Origin of the sequence: Burkholderia stabilis, assembly GCF_001742165.1 — a bacterium.
Taxonomy (GTDB): Bacteria; Pseudomonadota; Gammaproteobacteria; order Burkholderiales; family Burkholderiaceae; genus Burkholderia; species Burkholderia stabilis.
Genome location: NZ_CP016443.1, coordinates 855309 through 877161, shown reverse-complemented (window position 1 = coordinate 877161; position 21853 = coordinate 855309). Strand labels below are relative to the sequence as shown.

Here is a 21853-nt window from a genome sequence, read left to right as displayed (position 1 = left end):
TCGACGGTGCGGCGATCAGCGCGTGACGCTGGTCGGCGGGCGCTGGCCCGCGAAGCATGCGGCGAGGTTGGCGAGCACGATCCGGCCCATTTCGTCGCGCGTTTCATGCGTCGCGCTGGCGCGATGCGGCTGCACGACGACGCGCTCGAGTTCGAGCAGCGCGGCCGGTACGTGCGGTTCGTTCGCGAACACGTCGAGACCCGCGCCGGCGATCGTGCCGTCCGCGAGCGCGCGCACGAGCGCGGTTTCGTCGATCAGCTTGCCGCGCGCGACGTTGATCAGGAATCCGTTCGGGCCGAGTGCGGCGAGTACGTCGGCCGTCACGAGCACGTTGCCGTGATCGGCCGATGCCGCGATCACGAGCACGTCGCTGTCGCGCGCGAGCGCGGCGAGGTCGGGCACGAAGCGATAGCCGCTGTCGCGATGCTCGCGCGGGCCGAAGTAGCTGACGGGCATCCGGAACGCCTGCGCGCGCTGCGCGATCGCGTGTCCGACGCGGCCGAGCCCGACGATGCCGAGCCGCTTGCCCGTTACCTGCGTCGCGAGCGGCTGGGCCGTTTTACCCCAGCGGCCGGCGCGCACGATCCGCTCGCCGGCGCCGAGGTCGCGCAGCGTCATCAGGATCAGCCCCATCGCCATGTCGGCGACGTCGTCGGTGAGCACGTCGGGCGTGGTCGTCACGTGGATGCCGCGCGCCCGGGCGCGGTCGAGATCGACGGCGTCGGTGCCGATGCCGCTGATCGCGACGATCTCGAGCGCGGGCAGCCGGTCCATCAACGCGCCCGACAGGCCGTTCGCGCCGCCGGTCACGACACCGCGAATGCGCGATGCCACGCGGTCGAGCAGCGCGTCCGGCTGGTCGGTCGCATACAGCCGGTGCACCGCGTAGCGGGCGGACAGTTCGGCGTCGATGGCGTCGGGAAGCGGCTGGGTGAGCAGGATGTCGATGGTCATGAAGGTCTCGGTCGTCGTGCACGGCGCAGGCCGTGCATCAGGTGCAACCGAGTATAGGAATCGCATCGATGTTGGTCTAACATCAAAAGACTATCGATTGATTCAAGATTTGGATGATTGAACTGCACCAGCTTCGCTGCTTCGTCGCGGTCGCCGAGGAACTGCATTTCGGCCGTGCGGCCCGGCGGCTCTTCATGACCCAGCCGCCGCTCAGCCGGCAGATCCAGCTGCTCGAGCATGCACTCGGCATCGCGCTGCTCGAGCGCAGCAGCCGGCAGGTCAGGCTGACCGCGGCTGGCGAGCGTTTTCTGCGCGACGCGCGGCACATCCTCGAATTCTCCGCGCGGGCCGAGCAGGCCGCGCAGCGCGTCGCGCACGGCGGGGCGGGCCGCATCACGCTCGGTTTCACGGCCGTCAGCGCCTACCGGATGATCCCGGTGCTGCTCGCGCACGCGGCGCACGCGCTGCCGGACGTCGACGTCGAATTGCGCGAGATGGTGTCGACCGTGCAGATCGACGCGCTCGCGTCTCGCATGCTCGACGCGGGTTTCGTGCGCCAGCGCGCCGCGCGGCAGCCGCTCGAATACCGGCTCGTGCAGCGCGAACCGATGCTCGTCGCGGTCGCGCAAGGCGCGCCGCTCGCCGCGTACGAGCAGATCGGCCCCGACGAGCTCGACCGGCAGCCGTTCATCGCGTATTCGCCGAACGAGGGGAAGTACTTCCACGACATGATCTCGGGGATGTTCGCGAGCGCGGGGCGGCTGCCGAACTACCTGCACTACGTCGGGCAGACGCATACGATCCTCGGCCTCGTGCGCGCGGGGCTCGGCGCGGCGCTCGTGCCGGCGTCCGCGCGCGAACTGCACGTGGACGGCGTGGTGTTCCGCCCACTTGCGGGCGTCGACGTGGCGGCCGAACTGTATCTCGCGTGGCGTGCGGACAACGACAATCCGGCGCTGCCGGTATTCAACGCGATGGTCGAGCGGTTTCTCGCACAGGAGCAGGAGCAGGACGGTGCGGTGGCGTAGCGCGTTCGCGTCGTCCATGCTCCACGCGGCTAGACTTCGGCGCCGATGCGCGCGGCGAGCCGGAGCGCGAGCGCATAGCCTGTCAGCGTCGGGTTGACGACCGATGCGCTCGGATGGACGGCGGTGCTGGCGATGAACAGGTTCGGGTGATCGTGCGTCCGGCAGTCCCGATCGACGACCGAATCCTTCGGATTCCGGCCCATGATCGTCGTACCCATGATGTGCGAGCTCGGCACCCATGCGTTGACGTCGCCGAGCATATCGGTCGCGCCGAATGCCCGCCGGAATGCCGAGTAGTCGGCGAGCAGGCGCGGCAGCGCCCGGCGCGCGTAGTCGCGCATGTCGTAGTCGGTACGGGGTGTCGGCAATCCCAGCGCGTCGCGATGTGTGCTCAGTGTCACGCGGTTGGCCGGGTCGGGCAGCGGCTCGACATAGCTGGCGATCTTCAGGTAGCGCGCGGCATCGGCCCGGATGCGCGCGTCGAGTTCGGGGCCGACGATGCCCTGGTCGATGAGACGTCGCGTAATGCGTTCGTTCGGCACGGTGTTGTCGAGGAAGTGCCGGATTGCGCCGTGCTCGCGCCGGAACGCGCCGTCGCGCCACGTGTTGATGCTGCCTTGCTGGGTCGGCCCGCGCCCCGGCCAGAGCGGTACGCTGGTCAGCATCGCGAGCGCGCGGCCGGTGTGCCCCATCATGTTGCGGCCGACCTGATCCGACGAATTGGCGATACCGGACATCAGCAGCAGTTTCGGGATCTCGACGCCGTGGGCGGCCAGGACGAATGCGCGAGCGGTCAGGCGTGTGCTGTGGCCGTCTGGCGTCATGTAGTGCACGGCCGCGATGCGCCCGTTCGCGCCGCGTTCGATTTTGTGCGCCACGGCGTTCGCGAGCAGGCGTGCGCCGAGTGCGACTGCACGGTGGACCGGCCGGTCGCCGGAGAACTGCGCCCCGATCGGGCAGATCGGCGCGCAGTTGTTGTTGCCCGCGCAGACGGGGCGCCCGTCGTACGGTCGGGTCGCGCGGGCGTTGGGCTCGTCGACGAAGCGGTGTCCGATCGCGGCGACACGCGTCGCGACTTCCTGCGTCAGGTACGCCCACGGTTGCTGCTTCATCGGATACGGCTTCGAGCGCGGCGGAAACGGGCCGCCGCCGCGGCCGCTCTGATCGTCGGTATCCGATCCGGACACGCCGATCTCTTCTTCCGCAAGCTGATACCACGGTTCCAGTTCGTCGTAGTCCAGCGGCCAATCGCGACCTTGCCCGTAGAGCGAACGCAGCCTGAAGTCGTTCGGCAGCATGCGCCATGTCGCACCGCCCCAGTGCCAGGTCGTGCCGCCGACCAGACGCAGGTACGACGGTTTCTGCAGGATCGGGCCGACGCTGTCGATGTAGTGGTCGGAATAGCGGCCGGTGGACGATTTCGGGGCCCAGGGCTGATCCGGATACGGGCCGTTGTAATCGGATTTGTCGCCGTAGTTGCGAAAGGCGCGCACGAGGTCCGCGCGCCGCAACTCGGGGCCTGCTTCGAGCACGATGACCGACTTGCGCTGGCGCGCGAGCGAGTGTGCGACGGCGCCACCGAGAATGCCCGCACCGATCACGATCACGTCGGCGTCGAATTCGCTGCTCATCGTATTGCTTCCTTCGCTTGGGCGTTTAGCGGGTGGGTGGGGTTGGCGGGCCGTGCGGTCCAGTATTCGGGCCGCGCGCGGACATACGACGGAATCACTGTGACGTCGGCGGTCGCCTCGAACATCAGCGCTGTCTCATAGCCGACCATGCGTGCACCCGATCCGCGTCCGACGCTGCCGGTGTAGAACGCCTCGACGATCGCCAGTGCGGCGGCGTGCAGCTCGGGCGATTGCGACCGCATCTGCGCGACGACATTCTGGACATCGTTCGGCGGGGCCGTGGCCAGCGCCGTGTCGAGCACGCGCAGGTGTTCGTCGAAGCGCGGGTCGTGCGCCTGCAGTGCGCGGCAGACCGATGCGACGTAGTCGGCCGGCAGCGCGGCGCGTCCGGTCAGGAATGCGCCCGTGCGTGCGAGGCGCGGCAGGGTGTCGTCGTGGGCCGCGATATCGGACAGTGCCGCGCGCGGCAGTGCGCCGTACAGCGCAGCGCCTGCGGACCATTGCAGCAAACGGCGCCGCCGGTCGTCGATATCGAACGGATCGTGTAACGACATCGGAAGCTCTCCTTTAGTGGGCCGGCGCGGTGCGAAGCGTTGTGACTTCGTCGCGCGTGATGCGCATCTGGCCGTTGCCGAATTGAAGCGACAGATAGGTGACGAGCGCCACGACTTCGTCGTCGCGCAGTTCGGTCTGGAATGCGGGCATGAAATAGTGTGTGTGCCCGTTGTCGACGCTGGCGCCGAACAGGATCGTGCGTGTGAGGTTGGCCGCGGTCGCGGTGCCGACGACGCTGTTTTCCATGAGCGACGGAAAGAACCCGTCGGTGGTGCCGGTGCCGCGCATTCCGTGGCAACTGGCGCAATGATCGAGATAGAGCGCGGCGCCGTCGGGCGGCGCATGCGCTGCGCCCGCCGTGCGCAGCGCGATGTAGTCGTCGGCGGGGCGGCCCTGGGCGGATCGCGGCGCGCGGTCGGGACCCGGCGCCGGGCGCACGGTGCGCAGGTACGTGGCCATGGCGGTCAGGTCCGCGTCGTTCATCCTGCTGAAGCTGTGCGTAACCGCATCCGCCATCGGGCCGGCTGCCTGCGCGCGACCGGGCGTGTTGCCGGTGCGCAGGTATTGCACGATGTCGCCGGTTGTCCAGATACCGATCCCAGCCTGCTCGTCGCTCGTGATGTTGAACGCGCGCCAGCCGTCGACGACTGCACCGGCGAGATAGCTGGCGCCGGATTCGTCCAGGGCGAGTTCCTGCATGCCGATGCCGCGTGGCGTGTGGCACGCGCCACAGTGTGCGGCGCCCTGCACCAGATACGCGCCGCGGTTCCATTGCGAATCGCGGCCGGGTTTGTCTGCGTACGCGCCCGCGCGCAGGAACAGCGCGTTCCAGATCTTCAGCGGCCAGCGCATCGTGAGCGGCCACCCAAAATCCGGCGTGCGGTTCGGCTGGGCGACGGGCGGGACGCCGCGCATGAAATACGCGTAGAGCGCGTCGATGTCGCGGTCGCTGAGCTTCGTGTAGGACGGATAGGGCATGGCCGGATACAGGTTGCGCCCGTCCGGCGTCACGCCTTCGCGCAACACCTTGCGGAAATCTGCCGGCGTGTAATGGCCAATGCCGGTTGCTGGGTCCGGGGTGATGTTCGTCGAATAGATGCGCCCCATCGGCAGCGTCATCGGCAGCCCGCCCGCGAATGGTTTGCCACCCGGCGCGGTGTGGCATGCGATGCAGTCGGCAGCCGTTGCGAGGTAGCGGCCGTTGGCGATGCGTGCCGAGTCGTCGGCTGGCGCGGCCGCCGCGAAGAGCGGCGCTTGAAGGGCGAGCGCGGCGAGCGATGCGGCGATCCGGTTGCTGCGTGACAGGTTCATTGAAAGCATGTCCTCGGGCCGGCCCGCATGGCGGCCCCGGTTTTGTACGGTCGGTCGACAGCGTGGTTGCGCACCCCGGAGAGGGCGCGCCGAATCCCGTGGCGACTCGATTTCGGGCGAAGCTTAGCATGTTTCTGTATCGATACACTAAATCGATACAGAAGTCACCGTTCTAGACCTCGGGACAGACGGGAATATGGCCCGGGAGGACAGTGAGCGGATGCCGTCCGAAATCGCCCGTCATCGGTTGCCGGATCCCGGGAGGCAAAAGTCGGTTGTCTGATGATGCTGCGAATAAACGGGCAGCGTTGTCGGGCTCGGGGCCTGATTTTCATCAGGTTTTCGGGCAAACCCTCATATCGAATTTGTCGGTCATCGTATTACTGTATCGATACACTAAATCGATACAGTTGCGCCGTGAGGTGCATACGCAAAGGAGACGGCTCATGAACACCCTTACCCGGCGGCGCTTTCTGCAAACCGCGTCCGTCGCGACGCTCGCCGCCGCGGGCGGATTTCCGGCGATCGTGCGCGCACAGCCGGCCGTGACGCTGCGCTGCTCGTCGTCGATGCCGGCCGACCAGAACGCCGCGCATTACGTGTGGTACGAACGGCTCGCGGCGAACCTGAAGGCGAGCGTCGGCGACGCGATCCGGGTCGACTACTTCCCGAACAGCCAGCTCGGCAAGGAGAGCGACGTCGCGCAGCAGGTCAAGATCGGCGCGATCGACATGATGATCGCGGGCTCGTCGATCTGGGCGACGGTCGCACCGGAGCTCGGGATGCTCGATCTCGGCTACTTGTTCGACAGTTATGCGCACGTCGCGAAGGTGCTCGACGGTCCAGTCGGGACGAGCCTGAACGCGCTGCTGCAGAAGCGCGCGGGCTGTTCGGTGCTGACCTGGGGTTCGCATTTCGGCGGGCGCTGCGTGTTCACCAAGAAGCCGGTGCTCGCGCTGTCGGGGCTGAAGGGCACGAAGTTGCGCGTGCTGCCGACGCCGGCATTCATGGATACCTTCAAGGCGATGGGCGCAGTGCCGACGCCGATTCCGTTCGGCGAGTTGTACATGGCCGTGCAGACGGGCGTCGTCGACGGCCTCGAGCACGATCCGGCCACGGTGCTTGCCAGCAAGTTCGACGAGGTCGTGAAGTCGTGCTGGCAGTCGAACCATGTGTTCGCGGCGATGACGGTCGTGATGGGGCGGCGCGCACTCGACCGGATTCCCGCGAACCTGCGTCCCGCATTCGACCGCGCGGTGGCCGACGCGACCGCGCAGCAGCGCGCGATCGCCGCGCAGAAGGCCGATCAGGCCGAGCAGGCGCTGAAGCAGCACGGGATGACGTTCCATCCGATGGCGGCGGGCGAGCGCGCGGCGATCCGGCAGACGATGCACGACCAGCTCTACGCGGCGTTCGCGAGGCAATATCCGGCGACCGCGCCGCTGTTTCCGGCGATTGCCGCCGCGCGGGGCTGAGCGATGGATGCCTGGTCCGTTTCGAGTGCCGCACCCGGCGCTGGCCGCCCCGCGCATCGCATGTCGCGCGTGCTGGAAGGGGCGATACGCGGGATCGAATACCTGTCGGCGGCGGTGCTTGCCGTCGACGTGCTCGTCGTGTTCGCATCGGTCGTCTTCCGATACTTCCTGCACGACCCGGTCGATTGGGCCGAGGAGGTCGCGAGCGCGCTGATGATCGTACTGGTGTTCTTCGGCGCGGCGACGGTACTGGGGCGCAGCCAGCACGTCGGCATCGACCTGTTCCGCGGCTGGCTGCCGGCACGGTGGCAGGGCGCGCTCGTGCAGACCGCTCACTGGATCGTCGCGGCCGTGTCGCTGAACCTGTTCGCGTCGTCGTGCCAGCTGCTCGCCGATTCGTACGACCAGCTGACGCCGGGTGGCCTGCCGGGCTGGATCAACGTGTACCCGATGATGTTCGGCACGCTGTTCATGGCCGTGTTCGCGCTCGTGAACGCGCTGAATGCGCCGCGCCGCCGCGTGATCGGCACGCTCGCGTGCTGCGCGGCGCTCGCGGCCGTCGTGTACGGATGGAACGCACTGTTGCCCGCGCATGTGATCGCGCCGGGCGCGCTGCTGGCTGCGGGCTTCGTCGTCGGCCTCGTGCTGGGCGTGCCGATCGGCTTCGTGCTGGCGTTCTCGGCGCTGCTTTACTTCCTGGCCGATCCGACGTTGCCGCTGCTCGTCTACTCGCAGCAGATCATGGCCGGCGCCGATCATTTCGTGCTGCTCGCTGTGCCGTTCTTCGTGCTGGCCGGGCTGCTGATGGAATCGAACGGGATGTCCGTGCGGCTCGTCGAGCTGCTGTTGCGGATCTTCGGGCGCGTGCGTGGCGGCCTCGGGCTGATCGTGATCCTCGCAACGGTCTGTTTTTCCGGCGTATCGGGATCGAAGCTGGCGGATATCGCGGCGGTTGGCGGCGTCGTGATGCCGGCCGTGCGCCGTGCGCGTCAGGATCCCGACGAAACGGCGGCGCTGCTCGCATGCAGCGCGGTGATGGCCGAGACGATCCCGCCATGCGTGAACATGATCATCATGGGCTTCGTCGCGAACATCTCGATCGCGGGGCTGTTCGTCGCGGGCATCGTGCCGGCCGCGGTGCTGGCCGCGTCGCTCGCGGCGGTCGCCGTGATCACCGGGCGCAAGATCGACGTGACGGCGGTGTTCACGGAGCGCCGCGCGTGGTTGCCGCTCGCGGGCGGCGCGCTCGTCGCGCTCGTGATGGTCGCGATGATCGGCAAAGGCGTGACGTCGGGCATCGCGACGTCGACGGAAGTGTCCGCGTTCGCGGTGGTCTATGCGCTCGTCGTGGGCTGGGTCGCGTTTCGCGAGTTGAGCTGGCGTGCCGTCGGCCGCGTGTTCGTGCGTGCCGCGTCGATGGCGAGCGGTATCCTGTTCATCGTCGCCGCGGCGTCGAGCGTGTCGTTCGCGCTGTCGATCGAGCAGATTCCGGCGCTCGTCTCGGGCACAATGACGGCGTTCGCCCATCAGTACGGCGCGACGATGTTCCTGCTGCTGTCCGCGCTGGTCATGGTCGTGTTCGGTGCGGTGCTCGAAGGCGCGCCCGCGCTGATCATCTTCGGGCCGCTGCTCGCGCCGATCGCGCTGAGGCTCGGTATCCACCCGCTGCATTTCGGCACGGTCGTGGTGGTCGCGATGGGGCTCGGGCTGTTCGCGCCGCCGGTCGGCCTCGGGCTGTTCACGACGTGCGCGATCACCGGCACCGAGGTGCGGCGCGTCGCGCGGCCGATGGTGAAATATCTGCTGGTGCTGGTCGTCGCGCTCGTCGCGCTGATTCTCGCACCGGCGTTTTCGTTGTGGCTGCCGGCCCGTTTCGGCCTGTAGCCGCCATTTACAGCAAGACGACATGAGTACGATTCAGGATGTGGCCCGTCACGCGGCCGTCTCGGTCAGCACGGTTTCGAACGTGCTCAACGGCCGCACGGACCAGATGAAGCCGGAAACGCTCGATCGCGTGAAGGCCGCGATGGATGCGCTGCAATATCGGCCGAGCACGCTCGCGCGCCAGCTCAAGACAGGGCAGACGCCGCTCGTCGGGTTGCTGGTGCCCTCGATGGCGAACCCGATGTACGGTTACATCGCGCGCGAGGTCGAGACCTGCGCGCAGGAGCAGTACGGCCATCGCGTGCTGATCGGCAACACGTATCGCGATGCGAGCAAGGAGGCGTCGTTCTTCGACGACCTGTTCGCGCACGGGGTGCGGCGCGTGATCGTGATCTCGTCGCTCGCCGACGAAAGCCACCTGGAGCGCGCGGCCGAACGCGGGATGACGGTCGTGAGCTACGACCGGCGCGCGACGCCTGGCGAGCCGTCGAAGGTCGATCACGTGACGGCCGACAACGAGGCCGCCGCGCGGCTCGCCACGCGCTGCCTCGTCGAAGCCGGCCACACGCGGCTCGCATTCGCGACGGTCGCCGGCATCACCGTGAGCCGCAGCGACAAGATTCGCGGTTTTCTCGCCGCCGCGCGTGACGCGGACCTCGACGGGCATGCGCAGGTGCTCGACGGCGGCCCCGCAAACGAATACGGCGACGCGGTGATCGTTGACGTCGGGCGCGCGCTCGGTGTTGCGCTCGCGGCCGATCCGGCGCGGCCGACCGGCATCGTCGCGGTCAACGACCTGTTCGCGTTGGGCCTGATGGCCGGGTTGCGCGACGGCGGGCTGCGGGTGCCGGACGATGTGTCGGTCATCGGGATGGACGGCCATTTCCTGTCGGCGATCTCGTATCCGGCGCTGACCACGGTGCAACTGCCCGTGACCGAAATGGCCGAGGAGATGGTGCGGCGCGTGATGCGGCCGGACGGCGATGGGCCGTCTGCGCCGGAACAACGTGTGTTTACCGGCGTGACGCTCGTGGAGCGCGCGTCGGTCGCGCCGCCGCCGCGTGCGGCCGACTGGCGCGGAGGGGCGGCATGACACGCGTTTTCGTTACGCATCCGTCCGGGATGCTCGACCACTACTTCGGGGCGACGGCGCTGCGTGGGCTGCAGGCGATCGCCGACGTCACCTGCAACCCGCTCGATCGCGAACTCGGCACGGACGAACTGGTCACTGCCGCGCAGGGGTGCGACGCGATAATCGCGTACCGGCAGACGCCCGCGCCGCGCGCGCTGTTCGCCGGGTTGCCCGCGCTCGCTGCGTTCCTGCGTTGCGCGGTCGACATACGCACCGTCGACGTCGAAGCGGCGAGCGCGTGCGGCGTGCTCGTCACGCAGGCCAGCCCCGGCTTCGCGCCGGCAGTGGCCGAGTGGGTGATCGGCGCAATGATCGAACTCGGGCGCGGCATCGGCCGCTATGCCGACGACTATCGCCGGGGCGAACCGCCGGCGCCGCGGATGGGGCGCGAGTTGCGAGGCAGCACGCTCGGCGTGATCGGCTACGGACAGATCGCGCGTCATCTCGCGCCGGTCGCGACGGCGCTCGGGATGCGCGTGATCGTCAGCGATCCGTACGTGCGCGTCGATGCTCCGTCGCTCGAACAGGTCGAATGTGCGGCACTGCTGCGCGACGCGGATTTCGTCGTATGTCTCGCGCCGGCAACGCCGGCCACCGCGAATCTGATCGACGCGGCGGCATTCGCGGCGATGAAGCCCGGAGCCTGTTTCATCAATGCGTCGCGCGGCGAGCTCGTCGACGAACAGGCGTTGGCCGATGCGCTCGACAGCGGCCGGCTGGCCGGTTGCGCGCTTGACGTCGGCCGTGCCGCGGACCAGATGCCGACGCCCGCGCTCGCCGCGCATCCTCGGGTGATCGCGACCCCGCATATCGGCGGGCTGACGCTGCCGGCGGTCGAGCATCAGGCGCGGGAGACGGTTGACCAGCTCGCCGCGTTGCTGGCCGGAAGGGTGCCCGCGGGCGCCGTCAACGCGGCGCACGCGACGCGGCTCGCGCGCTGGCGCCCGGCGAAGGCGGCCGCTGCGCCGGGCACACGATGACGCGCGGCGCGGCCGGCACGCCGCTGAACGCGTGCGATTGCCACATCCATATCTACGACGACGCGTACCCACTTGCGCCGACGGCGACGTTCCGTCCTCCGCGGGCGCCGGTGGCTGCGTATCGCCGCGTGCAGCAGGCGCTCGGCCTCGCACGCGTGGTGGTGGTGCAGCCGACCGGTTACGGTTTCGACAACCGCTGCACGCTCGACGCGCTGGCGGCGTTCGGTCCGCATGCGCGGGGCGTTGCGACGTTGCCGGTCGACGTGCCCGACGTGGAACTGGAGCGGCTGCACGCCGCGGGTGTACGAGGCGTGCGGTTCATGATGCTGGCGGGTGGCGTGGCGAGATGGGACGAACTGGAAACGATGGCGGCGCGAATCGCGCCGCTCGGTTGGCACATCGACTTGCAGCTCGACGGCCGGACATTGCCCGATGTCGAACCGCTGCTGGCCACGCTGCCGTCACGCGTCATGATCGACCATACGGGGAAGTTTCTCGTGCCTGTCACACTCGACGCACCGTCGTTCGTCGCGCTGCAGCGGCTGCTCGATCGCGGCCACGCGTGGGTGAAGCTGTCGGCGCCTTACGAGACGTCGCAGGTCGGCGCGCCCGGCTACGACGACGTCGCGCGCCTCGCATCGGTGCTGGCGCGCGAACATGCAGCGCGATGCGTGTGGGGTACGAACTGGCCGCACCCGAACGCATCGCCGTTGCCCGACGATGTCCGCCTGCTCGGCTGGCTGCACGATTGCACGGCAGACGACGCGCTCAGCCGGGCGATTCTGGTCGACAATCCGGCTGTCCTCTACGGGTTCGATACGCATCAGCCTGCGTGATTCGGCCGTGTAACAAGCTTTCAATCCGGAAGCTTGCCGCATGCGATGACAAGCAATCCTGATCGAGCGCGACGGCCTGACGTCGAGCGAATCCTTACCGTCATGAAAGCAGCCTCGTTACTCGTGTTTCAACGGCGGAACACGGCGGTTCGCTGCACTGCGACAACCGCTTGACGCTGCATGCCGGTCGGCGCACGATACCGGCAGTGCATTTGGAGCGGGACGCGCCGGCCGCGCGGTTCCTGCACCCGCGATACGCAAAAGAACAACGATGAGCCTTTACGTACTCGTACCGGAATCCCGGCGCCGCATCGATCGGTCCGCCGAAGCAACGACCACCCCGACGCCCGTCGCGTCACGTATCCGTCATCCCGTTTCGTACCGTGCCTCGGTACACTTTCCCGTCCGCGCGATGGCCGCGACGATCAGCGACGCCGTTCCGAACCGCTGCATCGCGCCACAACCTGCCGCCCCCGATCACCGCATCCTGACCAGCGCCTACACCGGCATCTCGTGACGCTCGCCGGCGCTCGTCCCTGTATTGCGCCGCCGGCTTTCCTGACCGCCCGGCGGCGCTGGAGTCCGAAGCATTTCGATTGAGCTTGAAGACGCAAACGCACGCAGTTCGATTCGAGGTTCAAGGAGAAATACTCATGTCGCAGCTTTCGAATGAAGAAGCAAACGGCAGTTCGGGGAGTGGCAAGGTAAAGCTGATCAAGTGGGCGATCATCATCGCGGGCGTCGCGATCGCGGCGCCGGCGGCGTTGTTCATCCTGAAGGGGGTGATCGCGCTGGTCACGGCCGGCGTGATCGGCCTCGGCGCGATCTATTTCGCGCCGGTCGTCGCGATGAAGTTCGCGAACCAGAAGGTGAAGATGATCGTCGAGGAGGCGCAGGCGAATCCGATCGAGACGCTCATCAACCAACTCGCGGAAAAGCGCCAGGCCGCGCAGAAATTCGCGGACAGCATCACCGCGTTTCGCACCGAGGTGAAGAATTTCGAGAGCAAGACGGAACTGTTCGAGAAGCAGTATCCGGACGACGCGCCGCGCTTCCGGTCGCAGCTCGACACGATGAAGCAGCTTCTGGCGTTTCGCGAGGGCCGCTACAAGCAGGTGCAGGCCGAGCTGAAGAATTTCGCGTCGGCGATCGACCGCGCGAAGGCGATGTGGGACATGTCGCAGGCGGCGCAGCAGATGAACAAGCTCGCGGGCAGGCAGGCGTCCGACACGTTCGAGCAGATCAAGACCGACGTGGCCGTCGATTCGGTGATGCGCTCGGTCAACAAGGCGTTCTCCGAAATGGAGACGTCGCTGATGGACAACCCCGAGGTCAAGCAGGCGCAGCAGCAGGCGGTGATCAACGGCAGCCATGTGCCCGGGGCCGATGCGGCGAATCCCGCTGCGTTGCCGTCCAAACAACAATAACTTCCCGCAGGCACGCAACCATGAAAAAACTTCTCGGCGCAGTAGCGTTTCTGGTGGTGCTCGTCGGCGTATGGATCGTGCATCAGGGCGGCCTGTCGTCGCTGCTTCCCTCGCACGACGCGGCGCCGTCCTCGACGTCGGCGCAGTCGGGCGACGCAGGCCAGCCCGCGCAGCCGTCGCCGTCGGCCAATGTGCTGCCGGCCGGCTTCACGCCGCAGGCCAGCGCGCTGAAATCGATTGCCGAAAACGGCATCGTGCGGATCTCGGTGCAGAACCCGAGCGAGCCGTTCTTCGGCGAGGCCAAGGGCGCGCCGCACGGCTTCAACGTCGAATTCGCGCGGCTGCTGTTCGCGGACCCGTCGTTCTCTCACGGTGGCAAACCGATCGTCGTCGATACGCGTCACGAGGTCGACACGTACCCGGGCGTGCCGAAGCAACTGCTCGACACGGACGCGAAAGGCAATCACGTCGTCGACGTGGCGATGGACGGGCTGACGTTCCCGGACAACACGCCGGCGGGCGTCGTCTATTCGGTGCCGTATGTCGACGATTTCGGCTATTCGCTGATCGTGCGGCAAGGGTCCGCGATCCGCTCGACCGACGATCTCGCCGGCAAGACGGTCGGCATCCTGAAGGGCGACCCCGACGTGCGCGCGTTCGTCACGCGCCAGTATCCGAACGTCCGGTTCGTCGAAGTCGACGATTCCGATCCGGCCTTCATCGCGAAGAGCATCGACGGCCATACGGTCGACGCGTTCATCTACGACTATCCGTTCGCGGTCAGCTCGATCAAGGACACCGACCTGAAATTCGCGGTGACCAAGCTCGACGGTTCGAACATCGCGTACAAGATCGGCGTGCGCGCCGACGACCAGGATCTGCTGATCTACCTGAACGCCGCGATCGCGAAGCTCAAGCAGTCGCCGCAGTATCTCGACCTGCTGCGCAAGTACTTCGTCAGCGACCAGGCGGTGACGACCGCGGCCGCGTCGGGTGAACACACGTACGTGGTGAAGGCGGGCGATACGCTGAACATGATCGCGGCGAGCAAGCTCGGCAGCGGCCAGCGCTATCGCGAGATCCAGCGCCGCAACAACCTGGCCAATCCGAACCTGATCCTGGCCGGCCAGCACCTGGTGATTCCGGTCCGGTAGCCGCGGAGCGGGATGAAGGGAAGCGAAGGGACGTGAAAGCGTGCGCGCGGCGCGGCGGAGGGTGTCCGCCGCGCCGCGCGCACGCGCCTGTCAGTGGGTAATCGACAGGAACAGGTAGGCGGCGAACAGCGACAGGTGCACGACACCGTGCAGCACCGTCGTGCGCCCCTGGCTGAGCGTCAGCGTGCTGACCAGCAAGGTGAGCGCCAGCAGCACGGTTTCCATCGGCCCGATGCCGAGCGTGAGCGGCTGGCCGACCCAGATGAACACGGCCGCGACGGTCGGGATCGTGAGCCCGATGCTCGCGAGCGCCGAACCGAGCGCAAGGTTCATGCTGGTCTGCAGGCGATTCGCGCGCGCGGCGGTGACGGCCGCGAGCCCTTCCGGCAGCAGTACGAGCGCGGCGATCACGATGCCGACCGCGGCTTCGGGCGCGCCGAGCTTCATCACCGCATGCTCGACGGCCGGCGACAGCAGCTTCGCGAGCAGCACGACCGCGACGAGGCTCACGAACAACAGAATCATGCTGATGATGGCGGTACGCGTGCTCGGCGCCGCGGCGTGCACCGACTCGTTTGCGCTGTCGTGCGCGGCGAGGAAGTAGTCGCGGTGGCGCACGGTCTGCACGAACACGAATGCGCCGTACAGCACGAGCGACGACACGCCGGCAAACGCGAGCTGCGATTTCGAAAAGAACGGGCCCGGCGCGGCGCTCAGGTAGTTCGGCATCACGAGCGACAGCACGGACAGCGACGCCAGCACCGCGAGCGCCTTGCTCGCGCCGCGCCCCTGGAAGTCCTGCTCGCCGTGTTTCCACGCGCCGACCAGCAGGCAGATGCCGACGATGCCGTTGCAGATGATCATCACGGCGGCGAACACGGTGTCACGTGCGAGGCCCGATTTCTCGGGGCCCGCGCCGAGCATCACCGATACGATCAGCGCAACTTCGATGACGGTCACGGCGACCGCGAGCACGAGCGTGCCGAACGGTTCGCCGACGCGGTGGGCCACGACTTCGGCATGGTGGACGGCGGCGAACACGGCGCCGGCGAGCGCGACGGCGAACAGCGCGATCACGAAGCCTTCGGCCGGCACTGCGCGCGACAGCGCGAGTACCAGCCACGCGGCAAGCGGGGCCACGAGGGTCCAGCGCGGGAGCTGGTTGGACGAGAGCGGCATGAGGGTTTCCTTATGCGAGCGGCGGCGCGCGACGCGCCGTCACGGGTTGACGAAGCCCGGCCGTACTATCCGCCGAACGAGGACGATGAAACCGAAGGGTGGCGGCGCGTGAAGACGCTGCCTCGAGTTCGCCGCGATGACGCGGCGAGGGGCGCGGGCGGGCCGAAGCCCGTCGCTGGATGAAACGGTTCGATGCGGCTGGCCGCCTGCGGCAGGACCCACACACGTGACGACGCGCGGGCCGGCGGCTCGGTTCCGACCCCGAAAGGGCGGCCTGCGATGGACAGCGGTGGCGGCGTGACACGCGGTTTCCCCCTGAAATCCGGCGGTTTGTCGAATTTTATCAGGCGATTGGGGGCCACTATCTCATATTCGAACGCTTACATGGACCTTTCGGTTTACAAAAAGTGCCCCAATCCGTCGATTTTTTGTCTTTGCGGTTTCCGTAACGGTCTCTTGCACGACAAATTCGGGCTCGCCCTGACATAAATCTACCGACCGGTCGGTTTATAATCGCTCGCACTTCCACTTCATGACGGATCGCAAGCGATGGCTGTTTCCTCTGCACAATCGGTGAACTCGGGCGCGCTGGCGCCGTCGGCCGTCGTCGGCGTGATCGGCGCCGGCGCGATGGGCGCGGGCATTGCGCAGGTCGCGGCGGCGGCCGGCCATACGGTGCTGCTGTACGACCTGAGCGAATCGGCCTGCGACAAGGCGTTGGCGGGCATCCGCGCACAGTTCGCGCGGCTTGCGGAAAAAGGCCGGCTCGAACCGGCGCAGGCCGAGGCTGCCGGCAACCGGATCCGCGCGGTGCGTGCGCTGGCCGACTTCGCGGGCGCCGCGCTGGTCGTGGAGGCGGCGGCCGAGCGGCTCGACGTGAAGCGCGAGATCTTCGCGACGCTCGAACGCCATGTCGACGACGCGTGCCTGCTGGCGACCAACACGTCGTCGATCTCGATCACGTCGATCGCGGCCGGGCTGCGCGTGCCGCAGCGCGTCGCCGGCCTGCATTTCTTCAACCCGGCGCCATTGATGGCGCTCGTCGAGGTGGTCAGCGGGCTCGCCACCGCTCCGGAAGTCGCGCAAGCGCTTTATGCGACCGCCGCCGCGTGGGGCAAGAAGCCCGTGATGGCGAAATCGACGCCGGGCTTCATCGTGAACCGCGTCGCGCGGCCGTATTACGCCGAGGCGCTGCGCGTGCTGAACGAGCAGGGCGGCGCGCCGGCATCGATCGATGCCGTGATGCGCGAGGCCGGCGGTTTCCGGATGGGGCCGTTCGAGCTGATGGACCTGATCGGCCATGACGTGAACTTCGCGGTGACCGAATCGGTGTTCCGCGCGTACTTCAACGATCCGCGCTACACGCCGTCGCTGATCCAGCAGGAGCTCGTGAACGCGGGCTTTCTGGGGCGCAAGTCGGGCCGCGGCTTCTATTCGTATGCGGACGGCGCGACGCCGCCCGCGCCCGATCTCGAACCGCCGCGCGATGCGCCGGCCGACGTCGCGCTGTACGCGCAGGACGGCCCGGCTGCCGCGCTGCACGCGCGCTTCGCCGAACGCATCGCGATCGCGCGGCAGGCCGGCGCGCATCCGGACGGCCTGCTTGCGCAGGCCGGCCGCGCGTCGATCGCGCTGACCGACGGCCGCACCGCGACCGCGCGCGCCGCGCAAACCGGCGTGGCCGATCTCGTACTCGTCGACCTTGCGCGCGATTACGCGCAGGCCGGGCTCGTCGCGCTGACGCGCGCGCTCCAGTGCAGCGACGCCGCCTATGCGGACGCGGTCGGCCTGTTCCAGCAGGCGGGTTTTCGCGTCGTCGGTGTCGCGGACGTGCCGGGGATGGTCGTGATGCGCACCGTCGCGATGCTCGCGAACGAGGCGGCCGACACGGTCAACCAGGGCGTGTGCTCGCCCGCCGATCTCGATCTCGCGATGGAGAAGGGCGTGAACTACCCGTGCGGCCCGCTCGCGTGGGCCGATGCGATCGGCATCGGCCGCGTGCATCGCGTGCTGTCGAACCTGGCGGCGAGCTACGGCGAGGACCGCTATCGCGTGTCGCCGCGCCTTGCCGCACTGCATGCGGCCGGCCGCACGTTCCGGTCGTAGCCGCCGGCCCGGCCCACTCGATCACGATAACGACATCACTCCATTGGAGGAGCACCCCGATGACTCACCCGACGCATCCCGCCGCCGCCCTCGATCCGATCGAGACCGCCAGCCGCGACGAACTGCAGGCGCTGCAGCTCGAGCGCCTCAAGTGGTCGCTGCGCCACGCGTACGACAACGTCGCGCACTATCGCCGCACGTTCGATGCGGCCGGCGTGCATCCGGACGATCTGAAAACGCTCGCCGATCTCGCGAAATTCCCGTTCTCGACGAAGAACGACCTGCGCGACAACTATCCGTTCGGACTCTTCGCGGTGCCGCGCGAGCAGGTCGTGCGCGTGCACGCGTCGAGCGGTACGACCGGCAAGCCGACGGTGGTCGGCTACACGGCGCGCGACATCGACACGTGGGCGAACGTGACTGCCCGCTCGATCCGCGCGGCCGGCGGCCGCCCGGGCGACACGCTGCACAACGCGTTCGGCTACGGACTCTTCACCGGCGGCCTCGGGATTCATTACGGCGCGGAACGGCTCGGCTGCATGGTCGTGCCGATGTCGGGCGGGCAGACCGAGAAGCAGGTGCAGCTGATCCGCGATTTCGAGCCGAAGATCATCCTCGTCACGCCGTCGTACATGCTGAACCTGATCGACGAGATGGTGCGGCAGGGGATGGACCCGGCCGAATCGTCGCTGAAGATCGGCATCTTCGGCGCCGAGCCGTGGACGCAGGCGCTGCGCGAGGAAGTGGAGACGCGCGTGGGCATCGATGCGCTCGATATCTACGGGCTGTCCGAGGTGATGGGCCCGGGCGTCGCGTGCGAATGCGTCGAGACGAAGGACGGCCCGGTGATCTGGGAAGACCATTTCTACCCGGAGATCATCGACCCCGTCACGGGTGAAGTGCTGCCCGACGGCAGCCAGGGCGAGCTCGTGTTCACGTCGCTGACGAAGGAGGCGATGCCGGTGATCCGCTATCGCACGCGCGACCTCACCGCGCTGCTGCCGCCCACTTCGCGCACGATGCGCCGTCTCGCGAAGATCACGGGTCGTTCCGACGACATGCTGATCGTGCGCGGCGTGAACGTGTTCCCGAGCCAGATCGAGGAAATCGTCGTCGCGCTGCCGCAACTGTCGGGTCAATTCCAGATCACGCTGTCGCGCGACGGTCACATGGACCGGCTCGATCTCGCGGTCGAGCTGCGTTCCGAGGTCGCCGCGTCCGTTACCGACAGCGACCGCGCCGCGCTCGCACGCGAGCTGCAGCACCGGATCAAGACGATGGTCGGCGTGTCGTCCGGCGTGACGGTGCTCGCGGCCGGCGGCATCCCTGCGACCGCGACCGGCAAGGCCCGGCGCGTGATCGACCGCCGGCAGGCCGCCTGATTCCGATCGTTGCCGTTCTACCCGAGGAAACCTGTTCGATGGATGGATTGAAGACCCTGGCCGTTTCGGTCGATGCGCGCGGCATCGCGACCGTGGCGCTGCAACGCGGCGACGTGCTCAACGCGTTCGACGAAACGATGATCGCCGAGCTGACCGACGCGTTCACGGCGCTCGGTGCGCGCGACGACGTGCGCGCGATCGTGCTGTGTTCGGACGGCCGCGCGTTCTGCGCGGGCGCCGACCTGCAGTGGATGCAGCGCGCGAGCACGAACGACGCGGCTGCGAACCTGCGCGACGCGCAGCGGTTCGCCGCGATGATGCGCGCGATCCGGCAATGCCCGAAGCCGACGGTCGCGCGCGTGCAGGGCCACGCGTTCGGCGGCGGTGTCGGCCTGTGCGCGGCCTGCGACATCGTGATCGCGAGCGATCATGCGCGTTTCTCGGTCAGCGAGGCGCGCTTCGGGATCCTGCCGGCCGTGATCGGCCCGTATCTGGTCGAGGCAGTCGGCCAGCGCCAGGCACGCCGGCTCGCGCTGACCGCGACGCAGCTCGCCGCTTCGGAAGCCGTCGCGATCGGCCTGATTCATCAAGCCGTGCCGCTCGATACGCTCGACGAAGTGCTCGACCGGACGCTCGCGGAACTCGGCCGCAACGGCCCGAACGCGCTGACGGAGATCAAGCGCTTCTTCGACGCGATCGGCGAGTATCCGCCGTCGGACGAGCGCGCGGCCTTCACCGCGCAGACGATCTCCCGCGTGCGTGCGACGCCGGAAGCGAAGGAAGGCTTCGCCGCGTTCTTCGCGAAGCGGCCGCCGGCATGGGAGGCCGGCGCCGAGTAAGGGCTGGCGGCGATTGGCGGCAAAGCGGGCGCGGCCGCATTTTGCCGCTCCGGCGCGACGCTTGCTCTACAATGCGTGACCCCCGGCGCACCGCCGGCCCAGCCCCGACCGATTCTTCGCACGATGATCGTCAACCGCCTTATCTCCGAGATCCTGTTCGGCTTCACCGGCCTGATCGGCATCATCAATCCGATCGGCATCGCGTTCCTGTTTCTCGAACGGACCGAGGCGCTCACCGAGCACGAGCGGGACCTGCTGGCAAGGAAGGTCGCGTTCAACTCGTTCATCGTGCTGCTGGTCGCGTTCTTCGCCGGCACGCCGGTGCTGCATTTCTTCGGGATCTCGATGGAAGCGCTGCGGATCGGCGGCGGTTTCGCGGTCGCCGTGGCAGGCTGGCAGATGCTGAACGAGCCTGACGGCCCCGGCGGCGGCGATACGCCGGTCAAGCCGATCGATGCGAACGCGATCATGACACGCGCGTTCTTCCCGCTGACCGTGCCGCTGACGGTCGGCCCCGGCTCGATCGCCACCGCGATCGCGCTGAACGCGAACCGCACGCACAAGCTGTCGGAGTTCATGCTGTCGAGCATCGTGTCGATTGCCGTCTCCGTGCTGGTCGCGGTCGTGATCTGGCAGACCTACAGTCGCGCCGCGCTGCTGTCGCGCTACCTCGGCACCGAAGGCACCAAGGTCGCGAAGCGCGTGTCGGCGTTCCTGCTGCTGTGCATCGGCGTGCAGATCATGCTGACCGGTTTCTCCGCGTTCCTGCAGCCGATCGCCGACCAGGTCAAGTAAGCCTCTCCAGGCAAGCCTCCCGTCCTTTCCCGCGTTTCGACCGGGCGCGCGTGCGCCCGGTGCGGCGGCGTGCGCGCGTCATACGCGTTTGCGCGGCGCGGGATAACATGCGACGTCCGGCGGTTGCGCGGCGCGCAGCCGGCCGCAAGCTCAACTTCAATGACGAGGCGTGCGATGGAATACGTGAAATTCGGGTCGACGGGGCTGGACGTGTCGAAGCTGGTGCTGGGTTGCATGACGTTCGGCGAGCCGTTGCGCGGCACACACCCGTGGACGCTGCCGGAAGCGGAAAGCCGCCCGATCATCCAGCGGGCGGTCGAAGCCGGCATCAACTTCTTCGATACCGCGAACATGTACTCGGACGGCACGTCGGAGGAGATCGTCGGCCGTGCGCTGCGCGATTTCACGAAGCGCGACGACGTCGTGATCGCGACCAAGGTGTTCTACCGGATGCGGCCGGGGCCGAACGGCGCGGGCCTGTCGCGCAAGGCGATCATGACCGATATCGATCAGAGCCTGAAGCGGCTCGGCACCGATTACGTCGACCTGTACCAGATTCACCGCTGGGATTACGGCACGCCGATCGAGGAGACGCTCGAGGCGCTGCACGACGTCGTGAAGGTGGGCAAGGCGCGTTATATCGGCGCATCGTCGATGTTCGCGTGGCAGTTCGCGAAGGCGCTGCACACGTCGAAGCAGAACGGCTGGACGCGCTTCGTCAGCATGCAGAACCACCTGAACCTGCTGTATCGCGAGGAAGAGCGGGAAATGCTGCCGCTGTGCGAAGACGAAGGCATCGCGGTGATCCCGTGGAGCCCGCTCGCGCGCGGTCGCCTGACGCGCAACTGGGACGAATCGTCGGAACGGCAGCAGAAGGACGACGTCGGCCAGCGGCTCTATGACGCGACGGCCGACGCGGACAAGGCGGTCGTCGAGGCTGTCGCGGCGATCGCCGCCGCGCGCAACGTGCCGCGCGCGCAGGTCGCGCTCGCATGGGTCGCGCAAAAGCGCGGCGTCACTGCGCCGATCGTCGGCATCTCGAAGCCGCAGCAACTGGACGATGCGCTCGGCGCGCTCGATCTGAAGCTGACGGCCGACGAAATCGCGACGCTCGAACGCCCGTACGTGCCGCATGCGGTCGCCGGGTTCAACTGAGCGATATCGCGGGGTAGCGCCGCGCGCCGC

Annotated in this window: 19 protein-coding genes; 14 read left to right on the top strand and 5 right to left on the bottom strand. The window is 67.9% G+C overall.

Annotated features, from left to right (window positions below; translation table 11 throughout):
• Positions 1–15 precede the first annotated feature (15 nt).
• Entirely contained in the window at positions 16–954 is a 939-nt protein-coding gene (locus BBJ41_RS21980) for a 2-hydroxyacid dehydrogenase (protein ID WP_069748421.1), read from the bottom strand.
• A gap of 113 nt (positions 955–1067) precedes the next feature.
• Between BBJ41_RS21980 and BBJ41_RS21975 the strand changes: the two genes are divergently transcribed.
• A complete protein-coding gene (locus BBJ41_RS21975) occupies positions 1068–1982 on the top strand; it encodes a LysR family transcriptional regulator (RefSeq protein WP_069748420.1) in 915 nt (304 codons plus the stop codon).
• Positions 1983–2011: 29 nt separating this feature from the next.
• Here the strand turns inward: BBJ41_RS21975 and BBJ41_RS21970 are convergent, their stop codons facing one another.
• From BBJ41_RS21970 to BBJ41_RS21960, 3 genes are read right to left on the bottom strand one after another with little or no spacing between them, the layout of a single operon-like run.
• Complete coding sequence (locus BBJ41_RS21970; protein ID WP_069748419.1) at positions 2012–3613, bottom strand: GMC family oxidoreductase; 1602 nt, start codon at positions 3611–3613, stop codon at positions 2012–2014.
• Positions 3610–4167, bottom strand: coding sequence for a sugar dehydrogenase complex small subunit (locus BBJ41_RS21965; protein ID WP_069748418.1), 558 nt, complete (start codon positions 4165–4167; stop codon positions 3610–3612). The genes BBJ41_RS21970 and BBJ41_RS21965 overlap by 4 nt, the downstream gene beginning before the upstream one ends.
• A 13-nt stretch (positions 4168–4180) precedes the next feature.
• Positions 4181–5479: a cytochrome c gene (locus BBJ41_RS21960; protein WP_156814842.1), complete on the bottom strand. Its 1299-nt coding sequence runs from the start codon at positions 5477–5479 to the stop codon at positions 4181–4183.
• A gap of 446 nt (positions 5480–5925) precedes the next feature.
• On the opposite strand from BBJ41_RS21960, the gene BBJ41_RS21955 reads away from it, so the two are divergent.
• From BBJ41_RS21955 to BBJ41_RS21925, 8 genes are all read left to right on the top strand, one after another.
• Complete coding sequence (locus BBJ41_RS21955; RefSeq protein ID WP_069748416.1) at positions 5926–6954, top strand: TRAP transporter substrate-binding protein; 1029 nt, start codon at positions 5926–5928, stop codon at positions 6952–6954.
• A 3-nt stretch (positions 6955–6957) separates the two neighbouring features.
• Positions 6958–8838: a TRAP transporter large permease gene (locus BBJ41_RS21950; RefSeq protein ID WP_069748415.1), complete on the top strand. Its 1881-nt coding sequence runs from the start codon at positions 6958–6960 to the stop codon at positions 8836–8838.
• A gap of 22 nt (positions 8839–8860) precedes the next feature.
• Positions 8861–9931: a LacI family DNA-binding transcriptional regulator gene (locus BBJ41_RS21945; protein ID WP_069748414.1), complete on the top strand. Its 1071-nt coding sequence runs from the start codon at positions 8861–8863 to the stop codon at positions 9929–9931.
• Positions 9928–10950 (top strand): hydroxyacid dehydrogenase, encoded by a 1023-nt coding sequence (locus tag BBJ41_RS21940; RefSeq protein WP_069748413.1) that lies wholly within the window; start codon positions 9928–9930, stop codon positions 10948–10950. The genes BBJ41_RS21945 and BBJ41_RS21940 overlap by 4 nt, the downstream gene beginning before the upstream one ends.
• Positions 10947–11786, top strand: a complete 840-nt coding sequence (locus tag BBJ41_RS21935) for an amidohydrolase family protein (RefSeq protein ID WP_069748412.1) — start codon at positions 10947–10949, stop codon at positions 11784–11786. Before BBJ41_RS21940 ends, BBJ41_RS21935 begins: the two co-directional genes overlap by 4 nt.
• A gap of 271 nt (positions 11787–12057) precedes the next feature.
• A complete protein-coding gene (locus tag BBJ41_RS40545; RefSeq protein WP_156814841.1) occupies positions 12058–12303 on the top strand; it encodes a hypothetical protein in 246 nt (81 codons plus the stop codon).
• 136 nt (positions 12304–12439) lie between these two features.
• Entirely contained in the window at positions 12440–13213 is a 774-nt protein-coding gene (locus BBJ41_RS21930; RefSeq protein WP_069748411.1) for a hypothetical protein, read from the top strand.
• Between the two features lie 20 nt (positions 13214–13233).
• Positions 13234–14367 carry a transporter substrate-binding and LysM peptidoglycan-binding domain-containing protein gene (locus BBJ41_RS21925; protein WP_069748410.1) on the top strand — a complete coding sequence of 378 codons (1134 nt, stop codon included), beginning with the start codon at positions 13234–13236 and terminating at the stop codon, positions 14365–14367.
• Positions 14368–14457: 90 nt separating this feature from the next.
• On the opposite strand, the gene BBJ41_RS21920 is transcribed toward BBJ41_RS21925, so the two are convergent.
• Positions 14458–15546: a calcium:cation antiporter gene (locus tag BBJ41_RS21920; RefSeq protein WP_069748409.1), complete on the bottom strand. Its 1089-nt coding sequence runs from the start codon at positions 15544–15546 to the stop codon at positions 14458–14460.
• Positions 15547–16095: 549 nt separating this feature from the next.
• Here BBJ41_RS21920 and paaH point away from each other — a divergent pair.
• The 5 genes from paaH (at position 16096) to BBJ41_RS21895 (ending at position 21823) form a co-directional block, all read left to right on the top strand.
• Entirely contained in the window at positions 16096–17652 is a 1557-nt protein-coding gene (gene paaH, locus BBJ41_RS21915; RefSeq protein WP_069748408.1) for a 3-hydroxyacyl-CoA dehydrogenase PaaH, read from the top strand.
• Positions 17653–17711: 59 nt separating this feature from the next.
• A complete protein-coding gene (gene paaK / locus BBJ41_RS21910) occupies positions 17712–19034 on the top strand; it encodes a phenylacetate--CoA ligase PaaK (protein WP_069748407.1) in 1323 nt (440 codons plus the stop codon).
• Positions 19035–19072: 38 nt separating this feature from the next.
• Entirely contained in the window at positions 19073–19873 is an 801-nt protein-coding gene (locus tag BBJ41_RS21905; protein WP_069748406.1) for an enoyl-CoA hydratase-related protein, read from the top strand.
• Between the two features lie 123 nt (positions 19874–19996).
• Positions 19997–20668 carry a MarC family protein gene (locus BBJ41_RS21900; protein WP_069748405.1) on the top strand — a complete coding sequence of 224 codons (672 nt, stop codon included), beginning with the start codon at positions 19997–19999 and terminating at the stop codon, positions 20666–20668.
• A gap of 174 nt (positions 20669–20842) precedes the next feature.
• The gene (locus BBJ41_RS21895) at positions 20843–21823 is read left to right on the top strand and encodes an aldo/keto reductase (RefSeq protein ID WP_069748404.1); all 981 of its coding nucleotides are present in this window, start codon (positions 20843–20845) and stop codon (positions 21821–21823) included.
• Positions 21824–21853 lie beyond the last annotated feature (30 nt).